The following is a 17,716-nucleotide window of genomic DNA, read 5'->3' on the forward strand; positions in this document are numbered from 1 at the left end:
CCCCGCCGTCCTCGCAGAGTCTAGTCCGCGCCCCGGTCCGCTGTTCGGTGACTTTCGGCCCTTCACGCACGGGAAGGGGAGTGGTGGCATAGGGCACCGGGAAAAGGGATCGAGAAGTGGGGCAAGAGATGAATTCGTTGTCGACTACCCAGCACTGGACGACCGCCGCGGACCCGGAGCTCGCGGTGACCACCCGCGGCGAGGTACCACCCCAGGACGTCACCAGGGCGGTCCGCGCCATCACCCGCGTGATGCGCAGGCACCATCTCGACAGCCCGGCCCGGGTGCGCGTCACCGCGCCGCAGGGCTCCGACGAACCGACGCTGGTGCAGGCCAACATCCGGACCAACGACACCCTGACCCGCGTGCAGGTCACCGGGCCCGGCGGCTTCGCCGTCACCTTCGCCGCAGAGCGGCTCGACCGGCAGCTGGCCCGGCGCGCGGGCAAGGAGACGCGCGGCGCCTGGCCCGATCCGGCCCGGCGCCCCCTGGCCGAGGTCACCGAGACCCGCCCGATCATCCGCCGCAAGGACTGCGCCCTGATGACGGGCACGCCGCTCGAGGCGAGCACCGTCCTCGACGCCATGGACTACGACGCGTACCTGTTCACCGACGCCCAGACCGGTGAGGACGCGATCGTCACCTGGGCCGATCCGCACGGCGTCAGTCTGGCCAGGCAGCGCCACACCGCCGCCGCGGGCGGCACGGCCGAGCTGCCGCTGACCGTCAGCGCGATGCCGGTGCGCGTGGTCCAGGACGCCGCCCCCGTCTACGCCGAGGACGAGGCCTCCGACGTGCTGTGCACCGCGGGCCTGCCCTATCTGTTCTTCACCGACGTCCACACCGGGCGCGGCAATCTGCTCTACCGCCGCTACGACGGTGATCTGACCATCGTGGTCCCCGCCTGAGTCCTACGGTTCGCGCAGCTTGGTCGCCAGCACGGCGGCCTGGGTGCGCCGCTCCACGCCGAGCTTGGCCAGCAGCCGGGAGACGTAGTTCTTCACCGTCTTCTCGGCCAGGAACATCCTGGCCGCGATCTGCCGGTTGGTGAGTCCCTCGCCGAGTAACTCCAGCAGTCTGCGTTCCTGTTCGGTGAGCCCGGCCAGCGCGCCCGAGGGCTCGGTGCTGCGGCGCAGCCGGGCCCGCAGGGCGTCGGCGGCGCGGGTGTCGAGCAGGGAGTGCCCGGCGCCGACCTGCTTGATCGCGTCGGCGAGCTTCATGCCGTCGATGTTCTTCACCACATAGCCGCTGGCGCCGGCGAGGATCGCGTCGAGCATGGCGTGCTCGTCGGAGAACGAGGTGAGGATCAGGCAGTGCAGGTCCTCGAATTCGGCCAGCAGATTGCGGCACAGCTCGATGCCGTTGCCGTCGGGCAGGCGCACGTCGAGGACCGCGACATCGGGTCTGGCCTCGCGGATGCGCACCATCGCCTCGGCGACGCCGCCCGCCTGACCGATCACCCTGAGTTCTGGATCACCTTCGAGCAGGTCGATCAGGCCGCGCCGGACGATCTCGTGGTCGTCGACCAGGAACACCTCGAGCACTTCGGCTCCTTCATCATGTCGATCGTTCCCGCCCCACGGTCAAACATAATCCGCGGACCGAAAGAGCGTGCGTAGACCGGGAACCCGGCCACGACGACCCGACCGCGAGGAGGGTCCCGTGGCGCGGCGGCCGTCCCTCCGATCAGGCGCCGTTGCACAAGTGACGGAGGAGCGGGAAACGGTGCCTGATCGACGGGACACCAGGGGCCGCGGACTCGAGCGCGCGAGCGCTCCAATATTTCTGTCGGTGGGTCGGCCTAGCATGGCTGGCGGGGGTTCATGTCCGGTCGGCGGATGACGATGGAGAAGGGATTCACCAGGTGGCGGAACGCCTCACTGTGCGCGGAGCTCGGGAACACAACCTCAAAGGTGTCGATCTCGATCTGCCGCGTGACAGCCTGATCGTGTTCACCGGGCTGTCCGGTTCGGGTAAGTCGAGTCTGGCGTTCGACACGATCTTCGCCGAGGGACAGCGCCGCTATGTCGAGTCGCTGTCGGCCTACGCGCGGCAGTTCCTCGGACAGATGGACAAGCCGGATGTCGACTTCATCGAGGGCCTCTCGCCCGCGGTGTCGATCGACCAGAAGTCGACCAACCGCAACCCGCGGTCCACGGTCGGCACCATCACCGAGGTCTACGACTACCTGCGCCTGCTCTATGCCCGCGCGGGCACGCCGCACTGCCCGGTGTGTGGCGAGCTGATCGCCAAGCAGACCCCGCAGCAGATCGTCGACCAGGTGCTGGCGATGGACGAGGGCCTGAAGTTCCAGGTGCTCGCGCCGGTGGTGCGCACCCGCAAGGGCGAGTTCGTCGACCTGTTCGACCAGCTGAAGACCCAGGGTTACTCGCGTGTGCGGGTCGACGGCGTGGTGTATCCGCTCACCGACCCACCGAAGCTGAAGAAGCAGGAGAAGCACGACGTCGAGGTCGTGGTCGACCGGCTGGCGGTCAAGCCCGCCTCCAAACAGCGGCTCACCGACTCGATCGAGACGGCGCTGCGGCTGGCCGACGGCATCGTGGTGCTCGACTTCGTCGACCGCGACGAGCACGCGCACGACCGCGAGCGCCGCTTCTCCGAGCGGCTGGCCTGCCCGAACGGCCACCCGCTCGACATCGAGGATCTCGAGCCCCGCTCGTTCTCGTTCAACTCGCCCTACGGCGCCTGCCCCGACTGCACCGGCCTCGGCATCCGCAAGGAGGTCGACCCGGAGCTGGTGGTGCCCGATCCGGAGCTGAGCCTGGCCGACGGCGCGATCGCGCCGTGGTCGCGCGGGCAGACGGCCGAGTACTTCAACCGGCTGCTGTCGGGCCTGGCCGACGCGATCGGCTTCTCGATGGACACCCCCTGGCAGGACCTGCCCGCCAAGGCCCGCAAGGCGGTACTCGAGGGCAGCTCCGATCAGGTGCACGTGTCCTACGTCAACCGCTACGGCCGCAAGCGGTCCTACTACGCCGACTTCGAAGGCGTGATGCCGTTCCTGCACCGGCGGATGGACAACACCGAGTCCGAGCAGATGAAGGAGCACTACGACGGCTACATGCGCGACGTGCCGTGCCCGGTCTGCCACGGCGCTCGCCTGCGCCCGGAGATCCTGGCCGTCACCCTCGCCGCGGACGGGACCGACAAGTCGATCGCCGATGTCAGCGATCTGTCCATCGGTGAGTGCGCGCACTTTTTGAACTCGCTCACGCTGGGGGAGCGCGAGGCCGCGATCGCAGGCCAGGTGCTCAAGGAGATCCAGGCGCGGCTGGGCTTCCTGCTCGATGTCGGCCTGGAGTATCTGACGCTCTCGCGCGCGGCGGCGACGCTGTCCGGCGGTGAGGCCCAGCGCATCCGGCTGGCCACCCAGATCGGGTCCGGCCTGGTCGGTGTCCTGTACGTGCTCGACGAGCCGTCGATCGGCCTGCACCAGCGCGACAACCGCAGGCTCATCGAGACGCTGCTGCGGCTCAAGAAGCTGGGCAACACCCTGATCGTGGTGGAGCACGACGAGGACACCATCCGCGCCTCGGACTGGGTGGTCGACATCGGCCCGCTGGCGGGTGAGCACGGCGGCCGGGTGGTGCACAGCGGTCCCTACGCCGAGTTGCTCACCGAGCCCGAATCGCTCACCGGCGCTTACCTTTCCGGCCGCGAGCAGATCGAGGTGCCGATGGTGCGCCGCCCGGTGGACAAGAAGCGCAAGCTCACCGTCGTCGGCGCCACCGAGCACAATCTGCGCGGCATCGACGTGGCGTTCCCGCTCGGCGTGCTCACCGCGGTCACCGGGGTGTCCGGGTCGGGCAAGTCGACGCTGGTCAACGACATCCTGGCGACGGTGCTCGCGAACAAGCTCAACGGCGCCCGCCAGGTGCCGGGCAGGCACACCAGGATCAACGGTCTCGATCACCTGGACAAGCTGGTGCAGGTGGACCAGTCGCCGATCGGCCGCACCCCGCGCTCGAACCCGGCCACCTACACCGGCGTCTTCGACAAGATCCGCACCCTGTTCGCCTCGACCACCGAGGCGAAGGTGCGCGGCTACCAGCCGGGCCGGTTCTCGTTCAACGTCAAGGGCGGCCGCTGCGAGGCCTGCTCGGGTGACGGCACGCTCAAGATCGAGATGAACTTCCTGCCGGACGTGTACGTGCCGTGCGAGGTGTGCCACGGCGCCCGCTACAACCGGGAAACCCTCGAGGTGCACTACAAGGGCAAGACCATCGCCGAGGTGCTGGACATGCCGATCGACGAGGCCGCGGAGTTCTTCGAGCCGGTGACCTCGATCCACCGGTACCTCAAGACGCTCGTCGAGGTCGGCCTCGGCTATGTGCGCCTCGGGCAGAGCGCGCCGACGCTGTCCGGCGGCGAGGCGCAGCGCGTGAAACTGGCCGCCGAGCTGCAGAAGCGCTCGACTGGTCGCACGGTCTACATCCTCGACGAGCCGACCACCGGTCTGCACTTCGAGGACATCCGCAAGCTGCTGAAGGTGATCAACGGGCTGGTCGACAAGGGCAACACGGTGATCGTCATCGAGCACAACCTCGATGTCATCAAGACCTCGGACTGGGTCGTCGACATGGGTCCCGAGGGCGGTTCCGGCGGTGGCACCGTGGTCGCCTCGGGCACCCCCGAGGACGTCGCGCAGGTGTCGGGCAGCTACACCGGGCAGTTCCTCAAGGAGGTCCTGGCCGCGCCCGCGCCCGTGCGCACGGCGAAGAAGGCCGCCAAGAAGGCGCCCGCGGCGAAGAAGGCACCGGCCGAGACCCCGGCCGCCAAGAAGCTCGCGCGAAAGGCGGCCGCGCTGCGCTGACGACCGCTAACCTCGCGAGCCGGGGACTTTCCGAAAACACGACAAAGTGAAACACGTCTGGGTAACATTCGCCTCGGCGCGATCGCGATGTCGTGCAGTACGAAAGGAACGTCCCCATGGATGAAGCCACCACGGCGCTCATCGGCCAGATTCTGTCTTTCCTCAGTGGTGGGTCCTCGTTGGCCTACGAGCCCACCAAGCCGACCGCCTGACCGGCGGAATCGAAAGGAACCACTGAGAAATGGACACCGGTAGCGCGGCGCTGTTCGCCGCCATCGCCAATATGATCACCTCCGGCTCCGCGGTCTCGGTCACCCCCGGGCAGCCGCCGACCACCACCCCGCCGCCCGCGGTCTGAGAACACAGCCGCCACCGCGGCCCGTGAACGCGAAAGATCCGCCGACACTCCCGTCGGCGGATCTTTTCGTGTCTGTGGTCCGGAGCGGCTCAGTACACCGGGCCGGTGTACTTCTCGCCGGGGCCCGCGCCCGGCGCGTCCGGCACCGAGGAGGCCTCGCGGAACGCGCGCTGCAGGGCCTGCAGGCCGTCGCGAATCGGACCGGCGTGCGGTCCGAGATACTCGACCGACGCGGTGACCAGCCCGGCCAGTGCCGTGATCACCCGGCGGGCCTCGTCGAGATCGATGTGCTCCCCGGCGTGCGGGTCGTCGGCGGCGAGGCCGAGCTTCTCCGCGGCCGAACTCATCAGCATCACCGCGGCCCGGCTGATCACTTCGACCGCGGGGATGTCGGCCAGGTCGCGCACGGGGGGATCGAGCTCGTCAGTCATGGCGACAAGGCTATAGCCAGGCGGGCCGGGCCCGTCGGCACCGGGCCGATTCGGCGATAGCGGAATGCGATGCTAGACTTTCCGCTGACGACCGCCCCTGGTTGTGTCATGCACGGCTGGGGGCAGATAAGTGGAGCCCGACTCCCACCGTTACCGACGAGCAATCGTACTGGTCAACGGTCCCGGTCACCCGCCCGATGTGGCGGGTTCCCTGTGTGCCTCGCACGCGGGGGTCGACACCGAGCTCGCGAGGGCATCGGGTGTGGGCGATCGGTCGACTCGGGCCCCGTCGCGGAGAAATACCGCAACGGGGCTTTCGTGTTGAAGCAGGGGTTGCAGTTATTGCGTGCGGTCGTTATGACGACACCGCTTGACCTAGGAGGCCCCATCAGCACTGAGACCCGCATCAACGATCGCATCCGTGTTCCCGAGGTTCGACTCATCGGACCCGGCGGCGAACAGGTTGGGATCGTGCGTGTTGAAGATGCACTTCGCGTCGCGCTCGAAGCCGACCTCGACCTCGTCGAGGTGGCACCCGATGCCCGTCCGCCGGTCTGCAAGATCATGGACTACGGCAAGTTCAAGTACGAGACGGCGCAGAAGGCGCGCGAGTCCCGGAAGAACCAGGTCCAGACCGTGATCAAGGAGCAGAAGCTCCGCCCGAAGATCGACGACCACGACTACGAGACCAAGAAGCGCAACGTCGTTCGCTTCCTCGAGGCCGGGTCGAAGGTCAAGGTCACGATCATGTTCCGCGGTCGCGAGCAGTCGCGACCCGAACTCGGTTTCCGGCTGCTGCAGCGTCTGGCCTCCGACGTCGCCGAACTCGGTTTCGTCGAGACCTCGGCCAAGCAGGACGGCCGCAACATGACCATGGTCCTCGCTCCCCACAAGGGCGCGAAGACGCGGGTGAAGGCCCAGCAGGAATCGGCGCCGGCGGCACGGCCGCTGCCGACCGGTCCCGCGAGCGCCGAACCGGCTGCGACGGCCGAGCCGAGCGCGCCTGCCGAGCAGGCGGCGTCGGCCGACCCGCAGTAACACCGATTTCAACGACTAGATAGAGGAATCCATGCCGAAGAACAAGACCCACAGCGGCGCCAAGAAGCGATTCAAGGTGTCGGGCCGGGGCAAGCTGCTTCGTGAGCAGGCGAACCGTCGCCACCTCCTGGAGCACAAGTCCTCCCGCCGGACGCGTCGTCTGGAAGGCACGGAGTCCGTCGCCGAGGTTGACGCCCCCCGCGTGAAGCGGCTGCTCGGCCTCGCCTGAGGCTGTCGCAACCCGACGAATCCGCGGCCGGGATGACCGGACGCCGACAACTACCGAACTCGGGCGCCGCCGCGCCCCCAGATGATCAAGGACTGACACAGTGGCACGCGTCAAAAGGGCCGTCAACGCTCAGAAGAAGCGCCGTTCCATCCTCGAGGCCTCCAAGGGCTACCGGGGCCAGCGCTCGCGCCTGTACCGCAAGGCCAAGGAACAGCAGCTCCACTCGCTGACCTACGCCTACCGCGACCGCAAGGCGCGCAAGGGTGACTTCCGCAAGCTGTGGATCGCTCGTATCAACGCCGCCGCGCGTCTGAACGACATCACCTACAACCGCTTCATCCAGGGCCTCAAGGCCGCCGGCGTCGAGGTGGACCGCAAGATCCTCGCCGAGCTCGCCGTCTCCGACGCGGAGGCCTTCGCCGGCCTGGTCGCCGTCGCCAAGGCCGCGCTGCCCGCCGACGTCAACGCCCCGGCCTCGGCCGCCTGAGCTTGACGCCGCACAGCGATCTGTCGGAACGACCCGTGGACGCGCTCTCCGAGCGCAATCCGCGGGTCGTTTCCGCTGTCAAGCTCCAGCGCGCCACGCAGCGCCGCAAGTCCGGCCGGTTCCTCGCCGAGGGCGCCAACGCCGTGACCGCCGCGCTCGAGACCGGCCGCGTGCGTGAGCTGTTCTACTCGCTGGCCGCCGCCGAGCGTGAGACCGCGCTGATCGCCGGCGCCGCCGCCGACGGCGTGCGGACCACCCTGGTCAGCGATCGTGCCGCCGAGCATCTCGGAGAGACCGTCACCGCCCCCGGCCTCGTCGCGGTGTGCGACCTGGTCGACGTCGGCCTCGCCGACATCCTCGACCGCGGCCCACGCATGCTGGCCGTGCCGGTCGAGATCGCCGAACCGGGCAACGCGGGCACCCTCATCCGAGTCGCCGACGCGGTCGGCGCCGACGGCGTGGTGCTCGCCGGCGAGACCGTCGACCCGCACAACGGCAAATGCGTGCGCGCCAGCGCGGGCAGCCTCTTCCACGTGCCGATCGCCCGCGGCCGCGACATCGCCGCGACCCTCGACGCCGTCGCCGCGGCGGGCGTGACGATCCTGGCCACCGCCGCCGACGGCGAGGTCGACCTGGACGCGGCCGACGACATCCTCACCGGCCCGGTGGCCTGGCTCTTCGGCAACGAGGCGCACGGCCTCGACCCGGCCGTCGCCGCGCGGGCCGACCACCGCGTGCGGATCCCCATCCACGGCCGCGCCGAAAGCCTGAATCTGGCCGCCGCCGCGGCGATCTGCCTCTACGCGAGCGCGCGCGTCCAGCACGCGCGCTAGGACGCGTCAGCAGCGCGGGTCGACGTCGTCGCGCAGGTCCTCGAGGATCTCGGTGGCCCAGGGGAGCGGGATCGCCTCGGCGCCGGCGACCTGCATGGCCGTCATGATCGTGAGCAGCATGCCGGTGGCGACGAAGTGGCGTGCCTGCGCCGCGTCGGCGCCGGTGAGCTCGCGGATGAGCAGGTACATCCGCCCGAACCGTTCCCGCATGTGTTCGCCGATCGCAGGATCGGCGCTGGCGGCGGCGCCGTGCAGCATGTTGAGCGGGAGCTCGCGCTCGTCGAGAAAGATCTCGTAGGCCTTGCCGAGTGCGACCAGCGCCTCGTCCGGGTCGGAGTCCGGCGCGATCTCGGCGCTGCGGAACACCTCCTCGATGCGGCCGCACACCCGATGCAGCACCTCGATGAACAGCTGCTGCTTGCTGCCGAACAGGCGGATGACATAGGGCTGCGAGACCCCGGCCAGGCGGGCGATGTCGTCGGTTTTCGTCGCGGCGTACCCGGATTCGGCGAAGGCTCGCACCGCGGCGTCGAGTACCTGGGCGCTGCGTTGCGCCGCTGTCATCCGGGTCCTCGTCGTGCCGGCCATCTGGTGGCCACCTCCTCGTCGGGGATTCTTCCTCTTGACATGTTATCAGCCGATGCATAACTATTGATTCGTAGTTATCAGTGAATAACAACTCAGGGGCCTCAGCATGACGCAAACACTCGATCCCGGTGGTACGGCCACCGCCGCGACGCCGCCGGACGCGGGCGGGAAGAGCAAGCCGGTCGGGGCGGTCGTCGCCGCGGTGGCGGTGCCGATGTTCATGGTCACGCTCGACAATCTGGTGATCACCAACGCCTTGCCGGTCATCAAGACCGAGCTGGGCGCGTCGCTGTCGGACCTGCAGTGGTTCGTCAACGCCTACACGCTGTCGTTCGCGTCGCTGCTGCTGACGGCCTCAGCGCTCGGCGACCGGATCGGCCGCCGTCGCGTGTTCCTCGCCGGCATCGCGCTGTTCGTCGTCGCGTCCGGTGCCTGTGCGCTGGCCACCGACCCGTGGATGCTCATCGTGGCGCGCGCCATCCAGGGCGCCGGCGGCGCCGCGGTGATGCCGCTGTCGTTGACGCTGCTCGCGGCTGCGGTGCCCGAGCGGATGCGTAGCGCAGCGATCGGCATCTGGGGCGGTATCGCCGGTCTCGGCGTCGCGGTCGGCCCGGTGGTCGGCGGGGCAGTCGTCGAGGGACTGAACTGGCAGTGGATCTTCTGGCTCAACGTGCCGGTCGGGCTGCTGGCGCTGCCCTTCGCCGCGCGCATGCTGTCCGAATCGTTCGGCGCCGCCCGGCGGCTCGACCTCGTCGGGCTGGTGCTCTCGGCCGGTGGGGTGCTGGCGCTGGTCTGGGGTGTCATCCACGGCGCCGACGACGGCTGGACCTCCGTCCCGGTGCTCACCGCGCTGATCGGCGGCGGCGCGCTGCTCGCCGCGTTCGTCGGCTGGGAGGCGCGCGTCACCGATCCGATGCTGCCATTGCGGATGTTCGCCTCGCGGGGGCTGAGCCTGAGTTACGTGGTGTCGTTCGGGTTCTCGGCGGGTGTGTTCGGCGCGATCTTCCTGCTCGCGCAGTTCTTCCAGGTGGTGCAGGGGTATTCACCGCTGGAGAGCGGTGTGCGGACCCTGCCCTGGACGCTGGTGCCGATGGTCGTCGCGCCACTGGCCGGTCTGGTCGTCGACCGGGTCGGTGCCCGGGTGCTGATCGCCGCCGGGCAGGTCTGCCTCGCGGTCGCGCTCGGCTGGATGGCGCTGATCATCACTGTCGACGTGCCCTATCTCGGTTTCGTCGCGCCCTTCGTCCTCGGCGGCATCGGCATGGGCCTCACCTTCGCCCCGTCCTCGACGATCGTGATGGCCAGCGCCGCCCCCGCCGATCAGGGCATGGCCTCTGGCATCAACAGCACCGTTCGCGAGGTCGGCGTCGCGATGGGCATCGCCGTCCTGGCCTCGGTCTTCGCCTCCCACGGCGCCTACACCGACCCGCAGTCCTTCGTCGACGGCCTCGTTCCCGCGGTCTGGGTCGGCGCCGCCCTGGTCGTCGTCGCGGCCGTCGTCGCGGCCTTCCTCCCCGGCCGCCTCCGCCAGGCGGTCTGACCCGCTCCCGACGGCCCGCGCGCTCCGGCACGCGGGCCGTCGCCGTGTCGTGGCGGCCCCGAGTCGTTCAGTCGGTGCCCTCCGGGCTGGTGGTCGTGCCCGCTTCGGGGAGTTCGTCGCCCGGTGCGACGGGCGGGTTCGGGCACAGTCCCGCCGCGCGGGGGTACGGGCGGGGGCGGCGGGGGTGGATGCCGAGGCCGCAGAGGGCGAGGCCGCTGCCCGCGGCGGTGCGGCGGGTACGTCGGCCCTGGGGCGAGGGGGAATCGCAAGTCTGTTCCGGCATCGAGTCGTCCTGTTCTCGAGTCGAACACGCTGGTGTGTTTGAACGGTTGGACGGCCGGAGAATCCATTCGGTTCCCTCGAATTCCCCGGACCGGCTCCGGTACCTCGAAATCGGCCATGACCTGGACTTGTGAGTCCTTGTCAGGACTGGCTGCCCGGCCCCTCGGCGACCCACCGGTAATCCGGATGAACCGCGCCGACCCCATCCCATAGGATTTGTGCAGCACCGATACGGGTAGGCAATGACGCACCCGTGAACCGATCCCCAGGGGAGAGTCGAACGATCGTGGCCGACGACAACAGTGGAGTCGAGCAGAACGCCTCGCTGACCGAGGAGGCACTCGCGGCGGCGGCAGCGGAGGCCGAGAAGGCGTTCGCCGCGGCCGCTGATCTGGATGCGCTCGCGGTCGCCAAGACCGAATACATCGGCGGCAAGTCGCCGATCGCGCTCGCGCAGCGTGGCCTCGGCGCGCTGCCCAAGGAGGAGAAGGCCGAGGCGGGCAAGCGGGTCAACGTCGCCCGCAAGCGCGTCTCCGACGCCTTCGAGTCCCGCCGCGCCGCGCTGCTCGAGGAGCGCGATCAGGCGGTGCTGGTGGCGGAGAAGATCGATGTCACCCTGCCCGCGCGGCGTCAGGCGGTCGGCGCGCGCCACCCCATCACCGTCATCTCCGAGGAGATCGCCGACGTGTTCGTCGGCATGGGCTGGGAGGTGGCCGAGGGTCCCGAGGTCGAGACCGAGCACTTCAACTTCGACGCGCTGAACTTCCTGCCCGACCACCCGGCGCGCACCATGCAGGACACCTTCCACATCGCCCCGGAGGGTTCGCGCCAGGTGCTGCGCACGCACACCTCCCCGGTGCAGGTGCGCTCCATGCTGGAGCGGGAACTGCCGATCTACGTCGTGTGCCCGGGCCGCACGTTCCGGACCGACGAACTCGACGCCACCCACACCCCGGTGTTCTCCCAGGTGGAGGGTCTGGCGATCGACAAGGGCCTGACCATGGCCCACCTGCGCGGCACCCTGGACGCGTTCGCGCGCGCCCTGTTCGGCCCCGACACCCGAACCCGCATGCGCCCCAACTACTTCCCGTTCACCGAACCCTCGGCCGAGGTCGACGTGTGGTTCCCGGACAAGAAGGGCGGCGCGGGCTGGGTCGAGTGGGGCGGCTGCGGCATGGTCAACCCGAAGGTCCTGATCGCCAGCGGCATCGATCCCGAGGAGTACTCCGGGTTCGCGTTCGGCATGGGCATGGAGCGCACGCTGCAGTTCCGCAACGGCATCCCCGACATGCGCGACATCGTCGAGGGTGACGTGCGGTTCACCCTGCCCTTCGGTATCCGGTCCTGAGAGAGAGCGAAAAGTCACGTGCGAGTAGCGCAGTCCTGGCTGACCGAGATCCTGCAGCGCACCACCCCGGAATGGTCGGTGTCCGCCGAAGAGCTCGATGCCGGTTTCGTCCGCGTCGGCCTGGAGGTCGAGGAGGTCGACAAGCTCGAGCCGATCGGCGGTGACATCGACAAGCCGCTGGTCGTCGGCCGCGTCGCCGAGATCACCGAGCTCACCGAGTTCAAGAAGCCGATCCGCTTCTGCAAGGTCGACGTGGGCAACCCCGAGCTGCAGGAGATCGTCTGCGGCGCCCGCAATTTCGCGGTCGGCGACCTCGTGGTGGTCGTGCTCCCCGGCGGCGTGCTGCCCGGCGGATTCAAGATCTCGTCGCGCAAGACCTACGGGCACACCTCCAACGGCATGATCTGTTCGGTCGCCGAACTCGGCATCGGCAAGGATCACGACGGCATCCTGGTGCTCGAGCCCGGTTCGGCGGAGCCCGGTGACGACGCGAACGTGCTGCTCGGCACCGACGACACCATCATCGAGCTCAACATCACCCCCGACCGCGGCTACTGCTTCTCGGTGCGCGGCCTGGCCCGCGAACTGGCCTGCGGCTTCGACCTCGAATACGCCGACCCCGCCGTGCGCACCCTGCCCGACGGTGACTCCGAGGCGTGGCCGGTGCGGCTGGAGGCCGACTCGGAGTGCACCCGCTTCGGCGCGCGCCGCGTCACCGGGATCGACCCGAACGCGGTGAGCCCGCTGTGGCTGCAGCGCAGGCTGATGCTGTCTGGCATGCGCCCGATCTCCCCGGCCGTCGACGTCACCAACTACGTGATGCTCGAACTGGGCCAGCCGCTGCACGCCTTCGACGCCGCGAAGCTCAACGGCGGCTTGGTCGTTCGCTCGGCACACAAGGGCGAGACCCTGCGCACCCTCGACGACACCGAGCGCACGCTCGACGCCGAGGACGTGGTGATCGCCGACGATTCCGGTGTCGTCTCCCTCGCCGGCGTGATGGGCGGGGCCAGCACCGAGGTGGGCGCCGACACCACCGACGTGGTGCTCGAGGCCGCGACCTGGAATCCGTTGCGGGTGTACCGGACCGCGCGCAGGCACAAGCTGGTCTCGGAGGCGGGCAAGCGCTACGAGCGCGTCGTCGATCCGGAGATCAACATCGTCGCGCTCGACCGCGCGGCCACCCTGCTGGCCGAGATCACCGGCGGCACCATCGAATCCACGCTCACCGACGTGCGCGTTCCGCTGGAGCCGGTGGCGCCGATCGCGATGGACATCGACCTGCCCGACCGCGTCGCCGGCGTCACCTACCCGGCGGGCACCGCCGTGCGCAGGCTCGCCCAGATCGGCGCCGCGGTGGAGATCGAGGTCAACGACGCGGGCCGGACCCAGCTGCTGGTGACTCCGCCGAGCTGGCGGCCCGACCTGGCCCAGCCCGCCGACCTGGTCGAAGAGGTGCTGCGCCTCGAGGGACTCGAGCAGATCCCGTCGGTGCTGCCGTCCGCGCCCGCCGGTCGTGGACTGACCGCGTCGCAGCGGCGGCGCCGCGCCGTGAGCCGCGCGCTGGCCTTCGCCGGTGGCGTCGAGGTGCCCGCGCCGGTGTTCCTGCCCGCCGGGGTGTTCGACGTGTGGGGCCTGGACGCCGACGATCCGCGCCGCACCACCACCCGCGTGCTCAACCCGCTCGACGCCGAACGCCCCGAGCTGGCCACCACGCTGCTGCCCGGTCTGCTGGAAGTGGCCGCCCGCAACATCTCTCGCGGCGCCCGCGACCTCACGATCTACGGCATCGCGCAGGTCGTCCAGCCCGATGCGCGGACCCACGCCGTCGAGGCGCTGCCGGTGGACCGGCGGCCCACCGACGAGCAGATCGCCGAGTTGAACGCCTCGCTGCCCGCGCAGCCGGTGCACGTGGCCGCGGTGCTCAGCGGCAAGCGGGACCCGCGTGGTCCGTGGGGTCCTGGCCGCCAGGCCGAGGCCGCCGACGCGTTCGCGCTGGTGGACGAGGTCGCCGCGGCGGCCGGTGTCACCATCGAGCGCCGGGCGGCCGCCTACCTGCCGTGGCATCCGGGACGTTGCGCGGAGCTGGTCGTCGACGGTGTCGTGGTCGGCCACGCGGGCGAGCTGCATCCGGCCGTGCTGGAGCGGGCGGGCCTGCCGCCGCGCACCTGCGCGCTCGAGCTCGATCTCGACGCGTTGCCGCTCGTCGCGGCCCGTCCCGCGCCCATCGTGTCGGCGTTCCCCGCCGTGCTGCAGGACGTGTCGATCAGTGTCGAGAAGGCGGTGCCCGCCGCGAGCGTCGAGTCCGCGCTGCGCAGCGGCGGTGGCGAGCTGCTCGAGGACATCGCCCTGTTCGATGTCTACGAGGGCGCCCAGGCCGGTGAGGGACGCAAGTCGCTCACGTACGCGCTGCGTTTCCGGGCACCCGACCGGACCCTCACCGAGGACGAGGCCAGTGCCGCGCGTGACGCGGCGGTGGCTTCGGCCTCCGCGGCCGTCGGCGCGGAACTGCGCGGATAGCCCGGTCCGACACCGGTTTTCGAGGCCCGCCCGATCTTCGGGCGGGCCTCGTCGCGTCGGATCAGCTCGCCCGGCGGGCGGGCAGGGGGATCCGGTCGAGGTCGTGGGCGAGCACCGCGCCGGGGAATCCGGCCTGTTCGAGGAACAGCGGGTCGTCGGATTCGCCGTAGCGCTCGGAGAAGTGTGTCAGGACCAGGGTTTTCACCCCGCAGGCGCGCGCCACGTCGCCGGCCTGCCTGGCCGTCAGGTGGCCGCGTTCCATCGCCTGGTCGAGTTCGGAGTCGAGGTAGGTGGATTCGATGATGAGCATGTCGACGCCGTCGGCGAGGGCGAAGACGTTGTCGCACAGGCGGGTGTCCATCACGAACGCCACCTTCTGGCCAGGGCGCGGCACCGTGCATTCCTCGAGCAGCGTCCCCGACAGTTCGCGGACGGCCGCGCCGGAGATGCCGTGCGCGCGCAGGCGCTCGGGCAGGAAGGTGCGGCCGTCGGGTTCGGCGACGCGGTAGCCGTAGGTGGGGATGCTGTGCTCCAGCGGCAGTGCCGTGACGGTGAAGCCGTCGCCCGGCAGGGTCGCGCCGGACCCGGCGACCGGGTGTTCGACGATGGTGGCCGAGCCGTAGTAGCTGGTCGCGTACCGCAGCCGCGTCCAGTACTCGGCGCCCTCGGCGGGGAACACGGCGTGCACGTCGTGCGGGACACCGTCGCGACCGAGCCGTTGCACGATGCCGGGCACGCCGAGCGAATGGTCGCCGTGGAAGTGCGTGACGCACAGCCAGTGCAGTTCGGTCGCCGACGCCCCGGCGTGCGCCATCTGGCGCTGGGTGCCCTCGCCCGGGTCGAACAGGATCGCCTGGCCGCCCCAGCGCAGCAGGTAGCCGTTGTGGTTGCGGCGGCGGGTCGGTACCGCCCCCGCCGTACCGAGCACGATGAGTTCCCGCGTCGACATGACCCCATCCTCGTCGGTCGTGGCGACGCTGTCAGGTCCATGCGGCGGTCTGCGTGGCGACGGGTTGGGCGTGGCGCCGGGGTCGCGGCTAGGTTGGCTGGTGTGTCGATGATGAAAGGCGCCAATCTCGCGGTGCCCGCCGCCGCGGTTCGCGTCGAAGTGGGCTGGCAGTCCGGCGCCGGCGTGCCCGATGCCGATGCCTCGGCCCTGCTCCTCGCGGGTGCGAAGGTGCGGTCCGATGACGACTTCGTCTTCTACAACCAGGCGGTGCATCCCTCCGGCACGGTGCGGCACGAGGGAAAACACCAGGGCCCCACCGTCATCGACGTGCTGTCGGTACACCTGGCGCAGGTGGAACCGCAGATCGAGACCATCGTGCTCGCCGCCTCCGCCGACGGCGGCACCTTCGGGCAGTTCCGTGGCCTCTACATCCGGTTGCTCGACGCGGCCACCGGCGCGGAGATCGCGCGCTTCGACAGCACCGGCGCCACCACCGAGACCGCGTTCGTGCTCGGTGAGCTGTACCGGCGCCAGGGCGCGTGGAAGTTCCGCGCGGTCGGCCAGGGATACGACACCGGATTGGCCGGATTGGCAACAGATTTCGGCATCTCCGTCGACGACGCGCCCGCGGCTCCGCCCGCGCCGTTCACACCGCCGACGCCCCCGCCGTACGTTCCCCCGCCGCAGCCGCACCAGGCCACCACGCCACCGCCTGCGCCGCCGCAGCCCTACGCACCGCCACCGCAGTTCGTGCCGCCGACCCCGCCACCGTTCGTATCGCCACCACCACCACCACCACCGCAGCAGCAGTTCGCGCCGCCACCACCGCCGCAGCAGTTCGCCTCGCCGACCCCGCCGCCGACGCCCCCGGTGAACCTGGCCAAGGTCTCGCTCACCAAGGAGTCGCCCTCGGTCTCGCTCACCAAGCACGGTGCGACGGGCGGTGTCATGCGGGTGAATCTCAACTGGACCTCCATGGCCGCGACCGGCCGCCTGTTCGGCAAGCTGCGCGGCAAGAACATCGACCTCGACCTGTGCTGCTTCTTCGAATTGGTCAACGGCGCGATCGGGTCGGTCCGCGCCCTGGACCGGCGCTTCGGCGCGCTGTACGAGCCGCCGTTCATCCACCTCGACCAGGACGACCGCACCGGCGCCAGCGTCACCGGCGAGAACCTGTCGATCAACCTCGACTACACCCGGTTCTTCCGCCGCATCCTGGTGTTCGCCTCGATCTACGACGGCGCGAGCGACTTCCGCGGCGTGCACGCCACCGTCACCCTGCATCCGGTGAACTCGGCGCCGATCGAGATGATCCTCGACGGCTGCACCGACAACTCCCGCGACGCCGTTCTCGCGGTGCTCGAGAACGTCGACGGTGAGCTGGTGGTCCGGCGCGAGGGCGCCTTCGTGCGCCCGCCCGCCGGGCAGCCGGGCGGCGGTGTCATGGAGATCGCGCGGCTGTACGGGTGGGACTTCGGGTTCCAGGCGGGACGGGGTAAATGATGCGGCACCCCGCCACAAGGGTGCTCAACGCGCTGGTCTATCACCCGGACAAGCACGTCGCGCAGACGCCCGCGGCGTTCGGTCTCGACCACCGCGAGCTCACCATGCGCACCGCCGACGATGTCGACGTGCACGGCTGGTTCGTGCGCGCCGAGCGGCCGCGCGGGCACATTCTCTACGCGCACGGCAACGCGGGCACCATCGGCGACCGCGTCCCGATCATCGCCCTGCTCGTGGCGGCGGGGTTCGACGTGCTCGCCTTCGACTACCGGGGCTTCGGGCACAGCACCGGTATGCCCGAGGAGCGGGGCACCTACCTCGACGCCAGGGCCGCTCGCGCCGCGCTGCTCGATCAGCCCGGGGTCGATCCGGCCAGGGTGATCTATCTCGGCAAGTCGCTCGGCGGTGGCGTCCTGCTCGAGCTCGCCACCGAGCACCCGCCCGCGGGCATGCTGCTGATGTCGACGTTCAGCAGCATGCGGGCGGCCGCCCGCTCGGTCTACCCGTTCCTGCCGCCGCCGCTGATCCCGAACGCCTATCCGAGCCTGCGCCGGATCGCCGCCCTGCGGGTGCCGGTGCTGATGTTCCACGGCGACCGGGACGAACTGCTCCCGCTGCGCCACGCCGAGCGGCTGTTCGCGGCGGCGCGCGAGCCGAAGGAACTGGTCGTGGTTCCGGGCGCGGGCCACAACGACGTGATCGACGCGCTCGGTCCCGACTGGCCGCGGCGCATCGTCGCGTGGAGCGACGGGTTCCTGCGCTGACGCCGCGTGCGT

At 70.0% G+C, this 17,716-nt stretch carries 16 protein-coding genes; 11 read left to right on the forward strand and 5 right to left on the reverse strand.

Annotated features, from left to right (window positions below; genetic code table 11):
- Positions 1-128 precede the first annotated feature (128 nt).
- Positions 129-908 (forward strand): hypothetical protein, encoded by a 780-nt coding sequence (locus tag AB0H56_RS26475; RefSeq protein WP_280220749.1) that lies wholly within the window; start codon positions 129-131, stop codon positions 906-908.
- Positions 909-911: 3 nt separating this feature from the next.
- On the opposite strand, the gene AB0H56_RS26480 is transcribed toward AB0H56_RS26475, so the two are convergent.
- Complete coding sequence (locus tag AB0H56_RS26480) at positions 912-1,544, reverse strand: response regulator transcription factor (RefSeq protein WP_232997921.1); 633 nt, start codon at positions 1,542-1,544, stop codon at positions 912-914.
- 320 nt (positions 1,545-1,864) lie between these two features.
- Here AB0H56_RS26480 and uvrA point away from each other — a divergent pair, with 320 nt between their 5' ends.
- On the forward strand, positions 1,865-4,834 hold the full coding sequence (uvrA, locus tag AB0H56_RS26485; RefSeq protein WP_357168125.1) for an excinuclease ABC subunit UvrA: 2,970 nt from the start codon (positions 1,865-1,867) through the stop codon (positions 4,832-4,834).
- 447 nt (positions 4,835-5,281) lie between these two features.
- Here the strand turns inward: uvrA and AB0H56_RS26490 are convergent, their stop codons facing one another.
- The gene (locus tag AB0H56_RS26490) at positions 5,282-5,623 is read right to left on the reverse strand and encodes a DUF1844 domain-containing protein (RefSeq protein WP_357168127.1); all 342 of its coding nucleotides are present in this window, start codon (positions 5,621-5,623) and stop codon (positions 5,282-5,284) included.
- Between the two features lie 357 nt (positions 5,624-5,980).
- On the opposite strand from AB0H56_RS26490, the gene infC reads away from it, so the two are divergent.
- The 4 genes from infC (at position 5,981) to AB0H56_RS26510 (ending at position 8,210) form a co-directional block, all read left to right on the forward strand.
- Positions 5,981-6,661 carry a translation initiation factor IF-3 gene (infC, locus tag AB0H56_RS26495; RefSeq protein WP_110040457.1) on the forward strand — a complete coding sequence of 227 codons (681 nt, stop codon included), beginning with the start codon at positions 5,981-5,983 and terminating at the stop codon, positions 6,659-6,661.
- 31 nt (positions 6,662-6,692) lie between these two features.
- Positions 6,693-6,890 (forward strand): 50S ribosomal protein L35, encoded by a 198-nt coding sequence (rpmI, locus tag AB0H56_RS26500; RefSeq protein ID WP_357168129.1) that lies wholly within the window; start codon positions 6,693-6,695, stop codon positions 6,888-6,890.
- Positions 6,891-6,990: 100 nt separating this feature from the next.
- Complete coding sequence (gene rplT, locus AB0H56_RS26505; RefSeq protein ID WP_067498536.1) at positions 6,991-7,377, forward strand: 50S ribosomal protein L20; 387 nt, start codon at positions 6,991-6,993, stop codon at positions 7,375-7,377.
- Between the two features lie 35 nt (positions 7,378-7,412).
- On the forward strand, positions 7,413-8,210 hold the full coding sequence (locus AB0H56_RS26510) for an RNA methyltransferase (RefSeq protein ID WP_357168131.1): 798 nt from the start codon (positions 7,413-7,415) through the stop codon (positions 8,208-8,210).
- Positions 8,211-8,216: 6 nt separating this feature from the next.
- Here AB0H56_RS26510 and AB0H56_RS26515 read toward each other — a convergent pair whose 3' ends face one another.
- Positions 8,217-8,774 carry a helix-turn-helix domain-containing protein gene (locus AB0H56_RS26515; protein WP_357168133.1) on the reverse strand — a complete coding sequence of 186 codons (558 nt, stop codon included), beginning with the start codon at positions 8,772-8,774 and terminating at the stop codon, positions 8,217-8,219.
- 130 nt (positions 8,775-8,904) lie between these two features.
- On the opposite strand from AB0H56_RS26515, the gene AB0H56_RS26520 reads away from it, so the two are divergent.
- Positions 8,905-10,338 (forward strand): MFS transporter, encoded by a 1,434-nt coding sequence (locus AB0H56_RS26520; protein ID WP_357168135.1) that lies wholly within the window; start codon positions 8,905-8,907, stop codon positions 10,336-10,338.
- Positions 10,339-10,405: 67 nt separating this feature from the next.
- Here the strand turns inward: AB0H56_RS26520 and AB0H56_RS26525 are convergent, their stop codons facing one another.
- Complete coding sequence (locus tag AB0H56_RS26525) at positions 10,406-10,621, reverse strand: hypothetical protein (RefSeq protein WP_357168137.1); 216 nt, start codon at positions 10,619-10,621, stop codon at positions 10,406-10,408.
- A gap of 285 nt (positions 10,622-10,906) precedes the next feature.
- Between AB0H56_RS26525 and pheS the strand changes: the two genes are divergently transcribed.
- Both pheS and pheT read left to right on the forward strand, forming a co-directional pair.
- Complete coding sequence (pheS, locus tag AB0H56_RS26530) at positions 10,907-11,968, forward strand: phenylalanine--tRNA ligase subunit alpha (RefSeq protein ID WP_357168139.1); 1,062 nt, start codon at positions 10,907-10,909, stop codon at positions 11,966-11,968.
- Positions 11,969-11,986: 18 nt separating this feature from the next.
- Positions 11,987-14,488: a phenylalanine--tRNA ligase subunit beta gene (pheT, locus tag AB0H56_RS26535; RefSeq protein WP_357168141.1), complete on the forward strand. Its 2,502-nt coding sequence runs from the start codon at positions 11,987-11,989 to the stop codon at positions 14,486-14,488.
- Positions 14,489-14,549: 61 nt separating this feature from the next.
- On the opposite strand, the gene AB0H56_RS26540 is transcribed toward pheT, so the two are convergent.
- Positions 14,550-15,437 (reverse strand): ribonuclease Z, encoded by an 888-nt coding sequence (locus tag AB0H56_RS26540; protein ID WP_357168143.1) that lies wholly within the window; start codon positions 15,435-15,437, stop codon positions 14,550-14,552.
- A gap of 108 nt (positions 15,438-15,545) precedes the next feature.
- On the opposite strand from AB0H56_RS26540, the gene AB0H56_RS26545 reads away from it, so the two are divergent.
- Together AB0H56_RS26545 and AB0H56_RS26550 are read left to right on the forward strand one after the other, a co-directional pair.
- Positions 15,546-16,940: a TerD family protein gene (locus AB0H56_RS26545; RefSeq protein ID WP_357168301.1), complete on the forward strand. Its 1,395-nt coding sequence runs from the start codon at positions 15,546-15,548 to the stop codon at positions 16,938-16,940.
- A complete protein-coding gene (locus AB0H56_RS26550) occupies positions 16,937-17,704 on the forward strand; it encodes an alpha/beta hydrolase (protein ID WP_357168145.1) in 768 nt (255 codons plus the stop codon). The genes AB0H56_RS26545 and AB0H56_RS26550 overlap by 4 nt, the downstream gene beginning before the upstream one ends.
- The last annotated feature ends 12 nt before the right edge of the window (positions 17,705-17,716 follow it).

This window comes from Nocardia sp. NPDC050717, from assembly GCF_040654275.1.
Taxonomy (GTDB): Bacteria; Actinomycetota; Actinomycetes; order Mycobacteriales; family Mycobacteriaceae; genus Nocardia.